Annotated in this window: 14 protein-coding genes; 6 read left to right on the top strand and 8 right to left on the bottom strand. The window is 63.9% G+C overall.

Features of this window, described 5'->3' with window-relative positions; translation table 11 throughout:
- Window positions 1–216 precede the first annotated feature (216 nt).
- The 7 genes from ABB27_RS12015 to ABB27_RS12045 all read right to left on the bottom strand — a co-directional run bounded on the left by ABB27_RS12015 (window position 217) and on the right by ABB27_RS12045 (window position 8,879).
- Window positions 217–1,584, bottom strand: a complete 1,368-nt coding sequence (locus ABB27_RS12015) for an NAD-dependent succinate-semialdehyde dehydrogenase (protein WP_057628959.1) — start codon at window positions 1,582–1,584, stop codon at window positions 217–219.
- A gap of 263 nt (window positions 1,585–1,847) precedes the next feature.
- The gene (locus ABB27_RS12020) at window positions 1,848–2,693 is read right to left on the bottom strand and encodes an ABC transporter permease subunit (RefSeq protein WP_057628950.1); all 846 of its coding nucleotides are present in this window, start codon (window positions 2,691–2,693) and stop codon (window positions 1,848–1,850) included.
- Complete coding sequence (locus ABB27_RS12025; protein WP_057628951.1) at window positions 2,690–3,616, bottom strand: ABC transporter permease subunit; 927 nt, start codon at window positions 3,614–3,616, stop codon at window positions 2,690–2,692. Before ABB27_RS12025 ends, ABB27_RS12020 begins: the two co-directional genes overlap by 4 nt.
- Window positions 3,613–4,743 (bottom strand): ABC transporter ATP-binding protein, encoded by a 1,131-nt coding sequence (locus tag ABB27_RS12030; protein ID WP_057628960.1) that lies wholly within the window; start codon window positions 4,741–4,743, stop codon window positions 3,613–3,615. The genes ABB27_RS12025 and ABB27_RS12030 overlap by 4 nt, the downstream gene beginning before the upstream one ends.
- Before the next feature lie 630 nt (window positions 4,744–5,373).
- Window positions 5,374–6,498, bottom strand: coding sequence for a polyamine ABC transporter substrate-binding protein (locus ABB27_RS12035; RefSeq protein WP_057628952.1), 1,125 nt, complete (start codon window positions 6,496–6,498; stop codon window positions 5,374–5,376).
- A gap of 231 nt (window positions 6,499–6,729) precedes the next feature.
- Entirely contained in the window at window positions 6,730–8,118 is a 1,389-nt protein-coding gene (locus tag ABB27_RS12040; RefSeq protein WP_057628953.1) for a glutamine synthetase family protein, read from the bottom strand.
- Window positions 8,115–8,879, bottom strand: a complete 765-nt coding sequence (locus ABB27_RS12045) for a gamma-glutamyl-gamma-aminobutyrate hydrolase family protein (RefSeq protein ID WP_057628954.1) — start codon at window positions 8,877–8,879, stop codon at window positions 8,115–8,117. The genes ABB27_RS12040 and ABB27_RS12045 overlap by 4 nt, the downstream gene beginning before the upstream one ends.
- 94 nt (window positions 8,880–8,973) lie before the next feature.
- Between ABB27_RS12045 and ABB27_RS12050 the strand changes: the two genes are divergently transcribed.
- The 3 genes from ABB27_RS12050 (at window position 8,974) to ABB27_RS12060 (ending at window position 12,381) form a co-directional block, all read left to right on the top strand.
- On the top strand, window positions 8,974–10,338 hold the full coding sequence (locus ABB27_RS12050; protein WP_083491284.1) for an NAD(P)/FAD-dependent oxidoreductase: 1,365 nt from the start codon (window positions 8,974–8,976) through the stop codon (window positions 10,336–10,338).
- 248 nt (window positions 10,339–10,586) lie between these two features.
- Complete coding sequence (locus ABB27_RS12055; RefSeq protein ID WP_338061723.1) at window positions 10,587–11,798, top strand: GGDEF domain-containing response regulator; 1,212 nt, start codon at window positions 10,587–10,589, stop codon at window positions 11,796–11,798.
- A 121-nt stretch (window positions 11,799–11,919) separates the two neighbouring features.
- Window positions 11,920–12,381 carry a bacteriohemerythrin gene (locus tag ABB27_RS12060; RefSeq protein WP_057628963.1) on the top strand — a complete coding sequence of 154 codons (462 nt, stop codon included), beginning with the start codon at window positions 11,920–11,922 and terminating at the stop codon, window positions 12,379–12,381.
- 136 nt (window positions 12,382–12,517) lie between these two features.
- Here ABB27_RS12060 and ABB27_RS12065 read toward each other — a convergent pair whose 3' ends face one another.
- Complete coding sequence (locus ABB27_RS12065; RefSeq protein ID WP_057628955.1) at window positions 12,518–13,816, bottom strand: MFS transporter; 1,299 nt, start codon at window positions 13,814–13,816, stop codon at window positions 12,518–12,520.
- 157 nt (window positions 13,817–13,973) lie between these two features.
- On the opposite strand from ABB27_RS12065, the gene ABB27_RS19965 reads away from it, so the two are divergent.
- From ABB27_RS19965 to ABB27_RS12080, 3 genes are all read left to right on the top strand, one after another.
- Window positions 13,974–14,618: a hypothetical protein gene (locus ABB27_RS19965; protein WP_161809647.1), complete on the top strand. Its 645-nt coding sequence runs from the start codon at window positions 13,974–13,976 to the stop codon at window positions 14,616–14,618.
- Window positions 14,619–14,753: 135 nt separating this feature from the next.
- Window positions 14,754–16,721, top strand: coding sequence for an oleate hydratase (locus tag ABB27_RS12075; protein ID WP_057628957.1), 1,968 nt, complete (start codon window positions 14,754–14,756; stop codon window positions 16,719–16,721).
- A gap of 230 nt (window positions 16,722–16,951) precedes the next feature.
- The gene (locus tag ABB27_RS12080; protein WP_083491286.1) at window positions 16,952–17,386 is read left to right on the top strand and encodes a PepSY domain-containing protein; all 435 of its coding nucleotides are present in this window, start codon (window positions 16,952–16,954) and stop codon (window positions 17,384–17,386) included.
- The last annotated feature ends 148 nt before the right edge of the window (window positions 17,387–17,534 follow it).

Here is a 17,534-nt window from a genome sequence, read left to right on the forward strand (position 1 = left end):
TCAGCCAAAGGGAGGGGGCGGAAGCGGTAGTGCCGAGCCATGCTCGGCAGAGGCATTCCAAGCAGTACCCGCCCTGTCGGAGCGGCGTAAGCCGCGAAGCCACTGATGGTCGAAAAACCCGGCGAGCCTGCAATCAAACTGACTGCAATTGCAGGTCTTTGCAGGCACAAACGGACCACCAGCTTCGCGGCTTACGCCGCTCCTACAACCTCAGCGTCAGGCAACGTAAACCGTTTTGATATTCATGAACTCATGAATACCCGGGCCTGCCAGCTCGCGCCCAAAGCCTGAGCGCTTGGTGCCGCCAAACGGCAATCGCGCATCGCTCTTCACCACTGAATTGACGAAGGCCGCACCGCATTCCAGCTGCACGGCGACGTTCTCACCGCGCAGTACATCGCGGGTCCAGACGCTGCCGCCCAGGCCGAAGCTGGTGTCATTGGCAACCCGCACCGCCTCGGCTTCGTCCTTGACCCGGATGATGGCGGCCACTGGCCCGAACAACTCCTCGTCATAGGCCGGCATGCCGGGCCCGACGTTGTCGAGAATCGTGGCCTGGTAGCCGGCATTGCTGTCGGCAACCGGCGCGCCGCCCAGCAACACCTTCGCACCCTTGTCGATGCTGCTGCGTACCTGTTTGTGCAGCTCATCGCGCAGGTCAGCGCGCGCCATCGGCGCCAAACTGCTCGCCTCATCCTGCGGATCGCCGTATACGCGTGCCTGCGCCGTTTCCACAAAGCGCTGCACGAAGGCATCGGCAATCGAATCCACCAGGATGAAGCGCTTGGCCGCGATGCAGGTCTGTCCGGCATTGTCGAAGCGCGAGCGCACCGCGGCGGCCGCGGCCAGATCCAGATCGGCATCGTCCAGCACCACGAAGGCATCACTGCCGCCCAGCTCCATCACGCACTTCTTCAACTGGTCGCCGGCATTGGCGGCAATGGAACGGCCGGCACGCTCGCTGCCGGTCAAGGTGACTGCCTTGATCCGGCGATCGCGCAGCACCCCGGCCGCCTGCTCGTTGTCGATGTGCAGCACGTCGAACACGCCCGCTGGAACGCCCGTAGCGGCGACAACCTCGCGCAGCAGATCGGCACAGCCGGGGACATTGCTGGCGTGCTTGAGCAGGGCCACATTGCCGGCCATCAAGCCCGGCGCAAGGAAACGGATCACCTGCCAGATCGGGAAATTCCATGGCATCACTGCCATCACGCAGCCAATCGGCTGGTAGATGACATAGCTGCGCTGGGCTTCGGTGGGGATGGGCTGCGGCTTCAGGTAGTCTGCGGCGTGGTCGGCGTAGTACTCGCAGGCCGCTGCACTCTTCTCGATCTCGACCAGCGCCTCGCGGCGCAGCTTGCCCATTTCGGCCGTCATCGTGCGCTGGATGTCGTCACGGCGCGCGCGCAGGCCGCCGGCGATGTTGCGCAGATAGTCACCGCGCTGATCCAACGACAATGCCGCCCATTGCGGGAACACCGATTCAGCTGCGGCAAGCCGCTGCTCGATGCCCGCTGCTGTCATCAGCTCGACCGTACCCACGACCTGGCCGTTGAAGGGATTGATAGTCTGGTACGACGCCATGAACTCACCTGCACGCAACGAATGCAGGAATGGTAGCGCCGCAAGTGTTGCGGGCAGGTAAATCCCAAGCGAAGGCCTGTAACTCGGCACAGGGACTTAGCTGTAGTGCCGAGCCATGCTCGGCAGGGGGGGACTCATCTGTAGTGCCGAGCCATGCTCGGCAAGGGGCTTTACCGGTAGAGCCTCTGCCGAGCATGGCTCGGCACTACATTGCATTGCTGGTAGAGCCTCTGCCGAGCATGGCTCGGCACTACATCTGGGCGTCAGCCGTTTTCCTGCAGGGCCAGCTGCATATCGCGCTGGCGACGTTTTTCGGCGCGGGCCGATATCCACCAACCCAGCACTGCCACGGTCGACACGGCCAGCACCATCAACGTGGCCAGGGCATTTATCTTCGGGCTCACGCCCATGCGCACCGAGGCGAAGATCTTCATCGGCAGCGTGGTCGAGCTGGGGCCGGCAACGAAGCTGGCAATCACCACGTCATCCAGCGACAGGGTGAAGGCCAACAACCAACCCGACATCAGCGCCGGCGCAATGATCGGCAAGGTGATCAGGAAGAACACCTTGACCCGGTTCGCGCCCAGGTCCATTGCCGCCTCTTCCAGTGAACGGTCCAGCTCCTGCAGGCGCGAGGACACCACCACCGTCACGAAGGAGATGGTGAAGGTCACATGCGCGATCCAGATCGCCACCACGCCCTTGGACGGCAGGCCGAACAAGCCGCCCATCGATACCAGCATCAGCAGGATCGACAGGCCGATGATCACCTCCGGCATCACCAGCGGTGCCGTCACCAAGGCACCGAACAGGGTCTTGCTGGGGAAGCGCTTGAAGCGGGTCATCGCCATCGCCGCCATGGTGCCGATCACCATCGATGCGCTCGCTGTCCAGAAAGCGATCTTGATGCTGATCCAGGCCGCCTGCAGCAGCTGGCGGTCGCGGAACAACTCCCCGTACCACTGCGTGGAGAAGCCCGCCCATACCGTCGCCAGCCGCGAGGAATTGAACGAGTACACCATCAGCAACAGGATCGGCAGGTACAGGAAGGCAAAGCCGAGCAGCAGGATGCTCCAACCCAACCAGGAACTACGCCGGGTCATGCTCATGCCAGCTTCCCTTCCAGCTCACGCTGCTGGGACCGGTTGAAGATGATGATGGGCACCAGCAGCAACAGCAGCATCACGATGGCCACCGCCGAGGCCAGCGGCCAGTCGCGGTTGTTGAAGAACTCGCCCCACAACACCCGGCCGATCATCAAGGTATCCGGCCCACCCAGCATTTCCGGGATGACGAACTCGCCCACCGCCGGAATCATCACCAGCATGCAGCCGGCGATGATGCCGCTGCGCGACAGCGGCAAGGTGATGCGAGCGAACGCCTGCCAAGGCTTGGCACCCAGGTCGTAGGCAGCCTCCAGCAGGCGGTTGTCCAGCTTGACCAGGTTGGCGTACAGCGGCAGCACCATGAACGGCAGGTAGCAATAGACAATGCCGATATAGGCCGCGACCGGGGTGTAGAGAATGCGCAAGGGCTCGTCGATCAGCCCGAGGTTCATCAAGGTCCGGTTGATCAGGCCGTTGCTGTCGAGGATGCCGATCCAGGCGTATACGCGGATCAGGAACGAGGTCCACGAAGGCAGCACCACCAGCATCATCGCGATGTTGCGTGCCGACGGCGACATCCGCGAGATCACGTAGGCCATCGGGTAACCGATCAGCAAGGTCAAGAACGTCGAGATCACCGCGATCTTGATCGAACTCAGATAGGCGACCAGGTATTGGCTGTCGGTGAACAGCGCGGTGTAGTTGCCTAGATTGAGGTTCACCGTGAACGCATTGTCCACGTATTCGACGATGGAGGTATACGGCGGCATCGCCACCGCCATCTTGGCGAAGGAGATCTTCAGCACGATCAGGAACGGGATGGCGAAGAACAGCAGCAGCCACAGGTAGGGCACGCCGATCACACCTGCGCGCGCGCCGGGCAGCCACCGCCGCCAACCGCGGGTGAGTGGGCTGGTCGCGCTCATGAGGTCAGCACCACGCCGTCGTTGTCGTCCCAGGACACCCAGACTTCATCGTTCCAGGTGATGCCGTCGCTGTCCCAGCGCTTCATGTTGGCGAAGTTGGACAGGATCTTGGCGCCACTGGGCAGGCGCACGTGGTAGACCGAGTGGCTGCCGAAATAGGCGATGTCCTCAACCACGCCGAAGGCCTTGTTGGTCTCCCCTTCCGGCTCTTCCTTGGCGATATGGACCTTCTCCGGGCGCAACGCGAACGCCACCGGCTGGCCTTCGTAGCCGGTGATGCCGTGGCCAACATAGATCGGCGCCGGAAAATCGGCGGTGCGCACGGTGACGTATTCGGGCAGGTCCTCGTCGATTACGCCTTCGAAGGAATTCACCGAGCCGATGAAGCCAGCCACGAAACGATTGGCCGGCTGCTCGTAGATGTCATCGGGCTTGCCGATCTGCTGGATCCAGCCCTGGTCCATCACCGCGATGCGGGTGGCCATGGTCATGGCTTCTTCCTGGTCATGGGTGACCATCACGCAGGTCACCCCCAACTGCTCGATGATGTTGACCAGCTCCAGCTGCATCTTCGAGCGCAGCTTCTTGTCCAACGCGCCCATCGGCTCGTCCAGCAACAGCAGCTTGGGGCTCTTGGCCAGCGAACGCGCCAGCGCCACACGCTGCTGCTGGCCGCCGGACAGCTGGTGCGGCTTGCGCTTGCCCAGCTTCTGCAACTGCACCAACTCCAGCATCTCGCCGACGCGGCGGGCAATGGCGTCCTTGGCCATGCCGTCCTGCTTCAGGCCGAAGGCGATGTTCTGTTCCACCGTCATGTGCGGGAACAGCGCATAGGACTGGAACATCATGTTGATCGGCCGCTCGTAGGGCGGCAGCGCAGTGATCGGCTGGCCATCGAGCAGGATGCTGCCCTTGGTCGGCGTCTCAAAGCCGGCCAGGCAGCGCAGCAGGGTGGACTTGCCGCTGCCCGAACCACCCAGCAGCGCGAAGATCTCGCCCTTGCGCACATCAAGATTGACGTCATCGACGGCGACGAAGCCATCGAATTCCTTGCGCAGATCGCGAATGGACAGGTAGCCGGGCTCGCTGTTCAAAGCGATGGCCTCTGGCTTGGCGTCAACGGGCATGTAGGGCTCCGGAAGCAGGCAGATGAACAAACCAGCGTAGTTTAGCCCCCCCTTTTTGCTGACGACACCGCTGGCTGTGGCGGTTGGGGGCAATTGAACCTGCCGGGGCTGTAGGCGCGGCGTCAGGCGCGAAGCTGATCGTGCGTGAAGGCCCCAAGAGCCTACCCCTCCCCGACCCTCCCCTTGGCTACGCCAAAGGGAGGGAGACCAGCCGGCGCGCCTCGGAGTGTGCGGGCTGTGGGAGCGGCGTCAGCCGCGAAGCTGACAATACCTGAGAGGCCACAAGAGCCTACCCCTCCTCAGCCCTCCCCTTGCCTCCGGCAAAGGGAGGGGGAACAGCTGGCGCGCATCAATGTTGTAGGAGCGGCGTCAGCCGCGAAGCTGGCAATGCCTGAAAGACCACAAGAGCTCACCCCTCCCCAACCCTCCCCTTGCCTCCGGCAAAGGGAGGGGGCGGACTGCTGGCTGCGTCGAGGGGAAGCCCCGCGCACGACGCGCCGCCCCTTGTAGCACCACAAACAACAACGCCTCCCTTGTGAGGGAGGCGTTGCCTGGATCAGATGCGAAACCCGCCTTGGCCCTGATCACCCATCCCTCGGACGCGGGACGGGTGGCAGGCGCGGCTTCAGATCAACGACCGGTCTTCACCTCGGTCCACAGACGGGTGTACAGCTTGTCCGTCTCCGGGGTGTTGATCGCATAGGTGAACATCTTGGCGGCCACGTCTTCGGCCGGGTAGATGGTCTTGTCGTCACGGATGGCCGGGGCAACCAGCGAGGTCGCCGACTTCACCGGGTTGGCGTAGTGGGTCACGTTGGTGTTCTTGGCCGCGACTTCCGGCTCCAGCAGGTAGTTGATGAAGGCATAGGCATTACCCGGATGCTTGGCATCCTTGGGAATGGCCAGCATGTCGAACCACTGCGGGGCGCCTTCCTTGGGGATGGAATAGGCCACTTCCACGCCGTTCTTGGCTTCTTCGGCGCGGTCACGGGCCTGGATGATGTCGCCCGACCAGCCCACCACCAGGCAGGTGCTGCCGTTGGCCAGCGAGCCCACGTACTGCGAGGAGTGGAAGTTCTGCACGTACGGGCGGATCGACTTGAGCAGGTCGGCGGCCTTCTGCAGCACGGCCGGATCGGCGCTGTGCGGGTCTTCGCCCAGGTAATGCAGGGCCACCGGGATCATGTCCGCCGGGGTGTCCAGCAGTGTCACGCCGCAATCCTTCATCTTGGCGATGTTTTCCGGCTTGAACACCAGGTCCCAGCTGTTGGCGATGTCGGCGCTGCCGCCGAAACGCTCTTTCAGCTTGGCCACGTTGTAGCCGATGCCGGTGCTGCCCATCATGTACGGCACGCCGTACTGGTTGCCCGGATCCTGGCCGGCGATGCGCTGCATCACTGCCGGGTCGAGGTTGGCCAGGTTCGGGATCTTGCTCTTGTCCAGCGGCAGGAACACGCCGGCCTGGATCTGGCGGCCGAAGAAGTTCAGCGTCGGCACAACGATGTCGTAGCCGCTGTCGCCGGTCAGCAACTTGGTCTCAACCATCTCGTCGCTGTCGAACACGTCGTAGGTGACCTTGATGCCGGTCGACTTCTCGAAGTTCGGGATGGTGTCTTCGGCGATGTAATCCGAATAGTTGTAGACGTTGAGGACCTTGGCCTCGCCGCCTTCAGCAGGCTTGGCGCCGGGTTCCTTGCCGCCGCAGGCAGCAAGCAGGGAAATGGCGACACCAACGGTCAGAATGCGCAGATTCATGGGTTCTCCAGTGTGATCCGGGAGCGGTATGGGGGACCGGCCAAGCCGGGAGGTGGGCTATTGTCCCATCTGCGGCGCCTTTGTGTGTAGAAGGCCGGCGGCAGGGGCTGTGGGAGCTGCGGGAGCTGTGGGAGCGGCGTAAGCCACGAAGCTGGCAATGCTTGAAAGGCCGCAGAGCCAACCCCTCCCCAACCCTCCCCTTTGCTACGCAAAAGGGAGGGAGACAAGCACTCAGACGTTCAACAGCAGGAATTCACGCTCCCACGAGCTGATCACGCGGAAGAAGGTCTCGTACTCCTTGCGTTTGACCGAGATGTAGGCGCGGCAGAAACGGTGGCCCAGCAGTTCCTGCAGGGCTTCGCAGACTTCCAGGCCGTCCAGCGATTCACCCAGCGAGCGCGGCAGCTCGTAGCCCAGCTCCTTGGCGTTGCCACTGATCGAAGGGGTGGGCTTGAGCTTCTCGCGGATACCCAGCAGGCCACAGGCCAGCGTCGCTGCCATCGCCAGGTAGGGATTGGCGTCGGAACCGGCAAAGCGGCTTTCGACGCGGTTGTTTTCCAGACTGTCCATCGGCACGCGCAGGCCGCAGGTGCGGTTGTCGAAACCCCACTCCACGTTGCTCGGCGAGACTTCGCCAAACACCAGGCGGCGGTACGAGTTCACGTTCGGCGCGAAGAAACCCATCGCCGCCGGAACGTACTTCTGCAGGCCGGCCAGATAATTGTCGAAGGTCTCGCTGTACTCGCCCTCGTTGTTGCCGGCAAACACGTTATGGCCATCGGACACACGCACCAGGCTCTGGTGGATATGCATCGCGCTGCCTGGTTCGGTTTCCATCGGCTTGGCCAGGAAGGTGGCATAGATGCCGTGACGCAGCGCCGCCTCGCGCATGGTGCGCTTGAACAGGAACACCTGGTCGGCCAGCGACATCGCATCATCGTGGGTGAAGTTGACCTCCAGCTGGGCGGCGCCGGATTCGTGGATCAAGGTGTCCACGTCCAGCTTCATCGCATCGCAGTAGTCGTACATCAGGTCGAGGATGGGATCGAACTCGTTGACTGCATCGATGGAATACGACTGGCGCGCGGTTTCCGGGCGGCCTGAGCGGCCAGCCGGCGGCAACAGCGGGAAGTCCGGGTCAGTGTTCTTCTGCACCAGGAAGAACTCCAGTTCCGGCGCCACCACCGGTTTCAAGCCGAGTTCCTCGTAGGCTGCCAGCACCCGCCGCAGTACGTTGCGCGGCGCCAGCTCATGCGGCTGGCCACCCTTGGTGTAGCAATCGTGGATGATCTGCGCGGTCGGATCGGTGGCCCATGGCACCATGCGCACGGTGTCCGGGTCCGGGCGCAGGATCATGTCCGCGTCGGCCGGCGAGGTCAGCTCGTAGTAATCATCCGGGTAATCGCCAGTCACCGTGGTGGCGAAAATACCTTCCGGCAGCCGCGTCCCGTAGTCGTGCGAGAACTTGTCGGCGGGAATGATCTTGCCGCGCGCATTGCCGGTGATATCCGGCACCAGGCATTCGACCTCGGTGATGTGCCGCTCCTTGAGCCAGCGCAGCAGCGAGCTTTCTTCCTGTACGTCGGCGGCGGTATTGCGTGAGCGGGGGCGCGAAGTCATGGGGAACCAACTTGTTTGTGTAACCGATAGCGGCGACAGGCCTCGCCGAAGGCTTGGAAAATGCCCAGATAGAACGGGTTTTCAACAACCCGCCATTCCGGGTGGAACTGCACGCCCAGCAGGAACGACGGGCCGCTGCCACGAAACGCTTCGATCAGCCCATCCGGCGCGCGGGCCTCGACCTGCAAGCTCTCGCCCAGGCGGTCCACGCCCTGCCCGTGCACTGAATTGACCATCACCTCGGTGCCGCCGGCAATGCCGGCCAGCAGGCCATCCGGGCACAACTGCAGCGCGTGTGCCGGCCCATATTGCACATCCAACGATGACGCCGGGTTTTCACGATGATCGGCCAGACCGGGTACTTCATGCACCTTGGGATGCAGGCTGCCACCAAAGGCGACATTGAGCTCCTGGAAGCCGCGGCAGATGGCCAGGATGGGCATGCCCAGCGCAAGCGCCTGCGGAATCAGCCCGAATACATTGGCATCACGCGCCGGATCATGCGGATTACCCGGCCAGCTGTTGCCACCGCCGTAGTGATGCGGCTCGATGTTGCTGACAGCGCCGGTCAATAACAGGCCGTCCAGCGTGGCCAACCAATCCCCCGCCGGCAGCGGCGGTTGCAGCAGGGGCAGCACCAGCGGGGTGGCCTGCGCACCATCAACAACGGCGCGCACGTACTTTTCACCGACCACAAGGAAAGGATGGGACCCGATCGGTTTGCTGTCGGTAGGCAAGCCGACCAGCGGCAGGCTGGCCATGGGTGAAGCTCATGAGACGTGCTAGCACGCTACCCCTGCCCCGCCGATTAGGCAACCAAGCGCCATCTGTCATTCAACTTGTACCGGGCACACTATGCAGGCTGTTCCCCGCCTGCGCGCGCCGCATACGCCGGGGTCGCTACACTGCCCACCCCTGATTCGGCCTGATTCCGTGGACGCCGCTGCACCTGTTTACCCGCCAAGCTGGTATGCCGCCAGTCAACCCGAACTTGCAGCGCATGCGCCCTTGCGTGGTCAGGCGCGTGCCGACGTGGCCGTGCTGGGCGCCGGTTACACCGGCCTGACCGCTGCGCTGGCGCTGGCCGAAAAAGGCTACAAGGTCACCGTACTGGAGGCCGAGCGGATCGGCTGGGGCGCCTCTGGCCGCAACGGCGGCCAGGCCATCGTCGGCTACGGCTGCGAACAGGACACGCTGGAAGCGCTGATCGGCGACGACGATGCGCGCCTGCTGTTCGACTTTTCGCGCGACGGCATGCACATGCTCCGGCAGCGCATCGCCAGGCACGGCATCGACTGCGATTGGCGTGACGGCCATGCCAGCGTGCCGATCCACCCGCGTCAGGAACGTGCCCTGCGTGCCGACATCGAGCGCATGGCGCAGCGCTACGACTATCCGCTGGAATGGTGGGACCGCCCGCGCCTGCAGCAGGAGCTGGCCAGCGACCGCTACCTGGGCGCGATGTACGACCCCGCCAGCGGCCATCTGCACCCATTGGCCTACGCGCAGGGCCTGGCCCAGGCGGCAGTGGCCGCGGGCGTCACCCTGCACGAACACTCACCGGTCACCCGCCTGCAGCGCGGTGCACAGCCGGCACTGATCACCGACCACGGCCGCGTCGATGCCGATTTCGTCGTATTGGCCGGCAACGCTTGGCTGCAGGGCATCGCGCCCGAGCTGGAAACCCGGATGATGCCGGTCGGCACCTATATCGGCGCCACCCAGCCGCTCGGCGCCGAGCGCGCGCGCGCGCTGATCCGCAACGACATGGCCGTGGCCGATGTGAACTGGGCGCTGGACTACTTCCGGCTCAGCCGCGACCACCGCCTGTTGTTCGGCGGCCAGGCCAACTATTCCGCACTGCCACCGCCGGGCCTGCGCGCCAGCATGACCCGACGCATGCGCCGGGTATTCCCGCAGCTGGCCGACGTCGAGATGGAATACGTGTGGGGCGGCTATATCGACATCACCCGCAACCGCGCCCCGCATTGGGGCCGGATCACCCCGAATGTGTATTTCGCCCAGGGTTTTTCCGGCCACGGCGTTGCCAGCACCGGGCTGGCCGGCGAAGTGATCGCCGCCGCCATTGCCGGCCAGGCCCAGCGTCTGGATGTGTTCGAACGCATCCCGCATGGCGTGTTCCCCGGCGGCAAGGCCCTGCGCATGCCCCTGCTGGTGGCTGCCATGTCCTGGTACAAGCTGCGCGACCTGCTCTGGTAAGACCTGGACGCGGCCGAGGGCGACACGCGGCAATTTCGACCCGTTGCTGAAGACCGGCCTTCACGCCGGCATGGCCACCGCGACGTGTGCTTCGCCTCAAGTTCTTACGCCAGCTGCCGTTACACGTTCCGATGCTCCCTACTCTCGCCCCTCTTGCCAACCCGCCGCAGCGCGCGTTCGACAGTCCGTCGATCACGCCGCTGCCGCAGCGCATCCTGCTGGTGGAGAACTCACGCACCTTCACCACGATGCTGCGCGAGGCCATCGAGCAGCGCCTGGAGCTGCCGGTCAGCGTTGCCTCCAGCCTGGCCGAGGCCGGTGAGCTGCTGGACCGTGAGGAAGGTTGGTTCCTGGTCCTGACCGGGCTGGTGCTGGCCGACGGGGACCGCGACCAGGTGGTGCAGTATTTCGTCAACCGCGGGCTGCCGACCATCGTGGTCAGCGGCGTCTATGACGAAGACCTGCGCAAGCGCGTGCTGCAACAACAGATCATCGACTACGTGCTGAAGAACACGCCGGGCAGCATCGACTACCTGGTCTGGCTGGTGCAGCGGATGGAGCGCAATCGACGCATCGCCGCGCTGGTGGTGGACGATTCGCCGTCGGCCCGCGCCTATGCCGCCGCCTTGCTGACCATGTACGGCTACCACGTCATCGAGGCCGATGACGGCGCCTCGGCGCTGCGCGCAATCGAGGCCGACCCGGCCATCCGCCTGGTCATCGTCGATGAGGAAATGCCAGGCATGCAGGGCGTGGAACTGACCCGCAGGCTGCGCGCCTTGCGTGCGCGCGACAAGGTGGCGGTGATCGGCATTTCCGGCAACTCGGATCCCTCGCTGATTCCGCGCTTCCTCAAGAACGGCGCCAATGACTTCCTGCGCAAGCCCTTCTCACGCGAGGAATTCTTCTGCCGGGTCTCGCAGAACGTGGACCAACTGGAGTTGATCGGCACGCTGCAGGATCTGGCTACCCGCGATTTCCTGACCGGCCTGCCCAATCGCCGCAGCTTTCTGGAACAAAGCCAGCGCCAGCTCGGCGCCGCCAACAACGGTGGCATGGTGGCGGTGGCCATGGTCGATATCGACCATTTCAAGCACATCAATGACAGCCTTGGCCATGAGGCCGGCGACCAGGCCATCCGTGCCGTCGCCTCGGTGCTGCAGGCCAATACCCGCGCGCATGACATCAGCTCGCGCTTTGGCGGCGAGGAATTCTGTCTGATGGTCAGCGGCTTGGATGCAGCCGCCAGCGCAGCGCATTTTGAACAGATGCGACAGGCGGTGGCCAGCCTGCGCCTGCCGTTCGGCGACAACATCCTGAGCATGACCGTCAGCATTGGCGTCTGCCGCATGCCGCTGCGCAGCGGCAACCTGCATCAGCTCATCACCGAAGCCGATCGACAGCTTTACCTGGCCAAAGCCGGTGGTCGCAACCGCATCTGCAGCAGCGATACGCACTGAACGCGATCAACCCGCTATCTGAACGAAGGCGCGTTGAAAACCCGGCATTGATCCAGATCAACGCGCCTGCCCGGTCCGCTCCCTACAGTGCTGCTCAAAGCACACATGGGGAGAAGTGGCGGTGGCATTACTGGTTTGGCAGGACGATCTCAATACGGGTGTGGAGGTCATCGACCACCAGCACATGCGCATCGTGGAGATGCTCAATCACCTGCATGTCGCGCAGAAAAACCTGGAGCGCGTTGCCGTGGCGGAAGTCATCGACGAACTGGTGGACTACACCATGTCGCACTTCGCCTTTGAAGAAGAATTGATGGAAGAGGCCGGCTACCCCTTCTGCGCGGCGCACAAGCGCGTGCATGAAGTGTTCGGCAAACGCGTCTCCGAGTACCGCATGCGTTTCCAGGCCGGTGAAGACGTCACCGATGAACTGCGCAACATGCTGTCACGCTGGCTGTTCAACCACATCCGCGGGGACGACAAGGCCTATGCCGAGCACGTGAAACGCCACCTCAACCAGTTTGCCCGCGAGCACCAGGAAGGCAGCTGGCTGGGACGTACCTTGAAACGCCTGTTCCGCTGAGCCTTGTTTGCGGGAGCAATGCCGTTGCCGACATTGCTGCAAATGCCGCAACTGTGCCACTGCCGGGTTTACCGCCGCAGGCACGCCGCAAGGCGCACACCTTGCCGATCTGTGTGGGATTGGCGGTCGTCGCGACTTACGGCGTTCCTGCGGCAACCCCGCGCTGGCGGCGGTTGATTGCCAGCAGGGCCAGGCCGGTCAGCAATGCGGTAACGCACAGATAGCCGCCGACAGCGGCAATGCCGAACTTGCCGGCCAACCAGGTTGCCGCATACGGCGCAGGCGCCGCGCCCAGGATGCCGGCCAGATTGAACGACAGCGATGCGCCGGTATAGCGCACCTGCACCGGATACAGGCCTGCCAGCATGGTGCCGCAGGGGCCATAGGTCAGGCCCATCAGGAACAGCCCCAACGACAGGAACAGCAGCACCTGCCACGGATGACCAGCCTGGAACAGCGGTTGGAACAACAAGCCGAACACGAAGATGCCCGCTGTCGCCCACAACATCGCCTTGACCGTGCCATGACGATCGCCATACAGCGCTGCCAACGGTATGCCGGCAGCGAAGAACAGGATGCCGACCATCTGCAGCAGCAGGAAATCCTCGCGCGCATAGGCCAATGTCGAGGTGCCATAGCCCAGCGTGAAGACCGTCATCAGGTAGAACAGCACGAAGGTGGCAAATGCCGCCAAGGTGCCGGCCAGCACCGCAAAGCCATGGCCAAACAGCACCTCGCGCATCGGCAGGCGCACCCGCTGGCCCTGTTCCAGCGCCTTCTGGAAATCCGGCGTCTCGCGGATGTTCAAACGTACCCACAGGCCCACGATCACCAGCAGGGCACTGGCGATGAACGGCACCCGCCAGCCCCAGGCCAGGAAGCTGGCGTCATCCAGCACCCGCCCCAGCAACAGGAAGGTGCCGGCCGACAACAGGAAGCCCAGCGGCGCCCCCAACTGCGGGAACATGCCGTACCAGGCGCGCTTGCCGGGCGGCGCATTTTCGGTAGCCAGCAGCACCGCCCCGCCCCATTCCCCGCCCAGACCCAGGCCCTGGCCAAACCGGCACAGCGCCAGCAGCAGCGGCGCGGCCACACCGATGTCGTGGTAGGTCGGCAGCAGGCCGATGGCCACCGTCGACAGGCCCATGGTCAGCAATGCCGCCACCAGCGTGGCCTTGCGCCCGATCCGGTCGCCGTAGTGGCCGAATACCGCCGAGCCCACCGGCCGGGCAATGAAGGCCACCGCAAAGGTCGCCAGCGACTGCAGCAGGGCGGCGTCGTTGCTGCTCTCCGGGAAGAACAGCTTGGGGAATACCAGCACCGCCGCCGTGGCGTAGATGTAGAAGTCGAAGAATTCGATGGTGGTGCCGATCAGGCTGGCCGCCAGTACACGGCGCGGGGAGTTCAGGGGGGCGGAGCTGGCGGCGGTCGACATGGGCGTAACAGAGGAAGTAGTGCCCGCAGTCTGCCATGCGTCGCCGCGGCGCCCGCCAATTGGTTGCAGCCGACACCGTCGTTTCACGGCGGCGCCAAGCCCAGCGGGTGCGGCGGAAACTATTGCGGCAATTCGCGGTCACAGCAGCGGTCCCCGCATGGATGCATCGCTGGTGTCGACAACTTCCAGACGTTTCCCGCACCCGCTCGCCCAGCTGAGCGCGGCGATCGTGGTCATCGCGGTGCATACCTTGATGGCGCTGTGGCTGCTGCAACCGCGCCAGCCCACCCGCCTCGACGAGGCTGTCCGCACCAGCCTGCGCTGGTTGCCGCGGCCGCCGCAACCATCTCCGTTACGCCCACGGCAGCCAGCGGCCGCAACGGCGAGCCTCGCCCCATCGGCCAGGTCGGTGTCGCGACGAAAACCCTCGCAAGCGCCCCCCGCCCCTGCAGTGCAAGCAGCAAGCTCGCCCCCAGCATTGAACCTGAGCATCCCCGAAGCCGCCGCCGGCGGCACCGCACTGAGTGCCGACACCTTCGCCCAGCAGCCTTTCCGGCGGCTCAACAACGACCCCGCCTTCCAACACACGCCGCGCTACTTCCGGCTCAATCCCCAGATGAGCCCAAAGCAGATGATCCAGGGCGTGGCGAGCTACCTGGGATTCTGGCCACCCGGTTACGAAGTAGACCCCTGCCGTTTGAGCCAGCGCGACGTGAATTACTTCCAGAACGCAGTCAACGAACGCGACCGCGACGCCTTGCGCAGTGCCCTGCTGCAGGAAAGCGCGCGTTGCCGGCGCTGACCCAAGCAAGGTTCCCAGCCGCCGGTCACGCTTTGCGGGCCGCGCTTTCACCGAGATGTAACCCATCCATCGCCGAGCCTGTTTAGGCTCGGATGCTTGGTTGTGCAGCACCTCCCCCACCAACCGGAGAATCCCATGACTGGATCCAGCCCACGCTTTGAGCACGCGCCCGATGCGACCCGTCGCTACTGGCACAACACCCCTCTCAATACGCTGCCGCCACCGGACATGGTCGGCAACTACCAGCGCTTCAAGCCCTTGCCTACCGAGGGCATCCAGTCACGCAAGGCCTGGATCGTCGGTGGCGGCATCGCCGGCATGGCGGCCGCGTTCTATCTGATCCGCGATGGCCATATGCCGGGCGCGAACATCACCATCATCGAAGGCGCCGGCATTGAAGGCGGCTCGCTGGACGGTGCGGGCAATCCCGAGGACGGCTACATCGTGCGCGGTGGCCGCGAGATGAACTGGAACTACGACAACCTGTGGGACATGTTCCAGGACGTGCCCGCGCTGGAACTGCCCGAAGGCTTCAGCGTGCTGGACGAATACCGGCTTGCCAATGATGCCGACCCCAACTGGTCAAAATCGCGGCTGATGCACAAGCAGGGCCAGGTGCTGCCCGACTTCACCCGTTTCGGGCTTAGCCGCAAGCAGCAATGGGAAGTGGTGAGCCTGCTGCTCAAGCGCAAGGACCAGCTCGATGACCTGACCATCGCCGATCATTTCAGCGAGGGCTTCCTGGCCAGCAATTTCTGGTTCCTGTTCCGCTCCATGTTCGCCTTCGAAAACTGGCACAGCCTGCTGGAAATGAAGCTGTACATGCATCGCTTCCTCGATGCGATAGATGGCTTTGGCGACATGTCCGCGCTGGTATTCCCCAAGTTCAACCAGTACGACACCTTCGTCACTCCACTGATCAAACTGCTGCGCGAAAAAGGCGTGCAGGTCAGGCTGGGCACGCAGGTGCTGGATATGGACTTCGAGGTGGACAACGAGCAGCGCACGGTCACCGGCCTGCACACCCGTGGCGATGACGGCGAAGGCCGCATTGCCGTTGCACCGGGCGATCTGGTGATCGCATTGACGGGCTCGATGACCGAGGACACCGCCTATGGCGACATGGATACCGTGCCGGTATTGAAGAAGCGCCATGGTGGCCCGGCCGAAGGCAGCAGCTGGGGCTTGTGGCGCAACCTGGCAGTGCGCTCGCCGGTATTCGGCAACCCGGACAAATTCTGCGGCGACATCGACCGCTCGATGTGGGAGTCGGCCACGCTCACCTGCAAGCCCTCGCCACTGGTGGACAAGCTGCGCGAACTGTCGGTCAACGAGCCCACGTCCGGCCGCACCGCCACCGGCGGCATCATCACCTTCACCGACTCCAACTGGGTGTTGAGCATCACCATCAACCGCCAGCCACACTTCCCCGGGCAGCCCAAGGACACGGTAGTGATGTGGGTCTACGCGCTGCTGATGGACCAGCCGGGCAACTTCGTCAAGAAGACCATGCCCGAGTGCACAGGCCGCGAGATCGTGGCCGAGCTATGCCATCACCTGGGCATCGCCGATCAGCTCGATGCAATCCTCCCGCACACCAAGGTTCGGCTGGCCTTGATGCCCTACATCACCGCGCAGTTCATGCCACGTGCGGCAGGTGACCGCCCGCAGGTGGTGCCGGCCGGCTGTACCAACCTGGCCCTGGTCGGCCAGTTCGTGGAAACCGCCAACGACGTGGTGTTCACCATGGAAAGCTCGGTACGCACCGCGCGTATCGCGGTCTACAGCCTGCTCGACCTGCCCAAGCAGGTTCCCGATCTCAGCCCCACCCAGTACGACATCCGCAACCTGCTCAAGGGGGCACGCGCGCTCAACAACGGCGAGCCCTTCATCGGCGAGCGGCTGCTGCATAAATTCCTCGGTGACACCTACTTCGCCCACATCCTGCCACCATTGCCCAGCAACGAAGGCGAAGCCACCCGCCGCGAGCGCCTGGAAGCGGAGCTGGCCGGGCTCAAGGACAAGGGCGGCGCAGTGCTGCAGGGCTTTGCCCAGTGGCTTGATCGCTTTGCCGGGCAACTGCGCAAGCGTGGTGATGACTGATACGGCATGACGCACTGCCGGGCATGCAGATGCCCGGCAGCTGCCGCCGTTTCGTGCTGCACCCGGCAGGCAAAACACCGGACAAACACTTTTTTACGATTTTATACACATCGATTAACCGTACCCAATTGTCAGGACGGCAAGCCGCCCCGATTCACGGAGGGATACAGGTAGGCGACGGTAGGGTTGCTGCTGCGCCCGATGCGCAATGAACCTCAAGGAGCAGACCAATGAACAACCGACCGCTACGCACTGCCATGTTCGCCGCCGCTCTGACATTGGCCGGCACCGGTATCGCCCAGGCCCAGGACGCATTGACCGCACCGCAGGTGCGCGCACAGCTGGAGGCGCAGGGCTATACCAATGTCAGCGACGTCAAGTTCGACGACGGCATGTGGGAGGCCGATGCGACCAATGCCGATGGCAAGAAGGTCGATGTGAAGCTCGACCCGCGCACCGGCACGGTGTATCCGGACAAGGCGGTTTCGCAACTGAGCGAGGCCGATATCCGTGCGCAGCTTTCCAGCGCCGGCTATACCGGCGTCAGCGACGTCAAGCTAGACGACGGCATGTGGAAGGCCAAGGGCCGGACCGCCAGTGGCGAGAAGGTGGAAGTGCGGCTGGACCCGGCAACCGGCGCGGTAGTCGCGCAGGAAAAAGATTGATGCACACATAAGCACAGCGCTGCATGCATCGCTCCTCCCCTTTGGCGCAGCCAAGGGGGAGGTTGGGAGGGGGTAGCTTTTGTTGTTGCTTGTGAAGCTGCAAAAACCAGAGCCCAAGCGCAACAGCAAACCCCTCCCCAACCCTCCC

Source organism: Stenotrophomonas terrae (genome assembly GCF_001431465.1).
Classification (GTDB): Bacteria; Pseudomonadota; Gammaproteobacteria; order Xanthomonadales; family Xanthomonadaceae; genus Stenotrophomonas; species Stenotrophomonas terrae.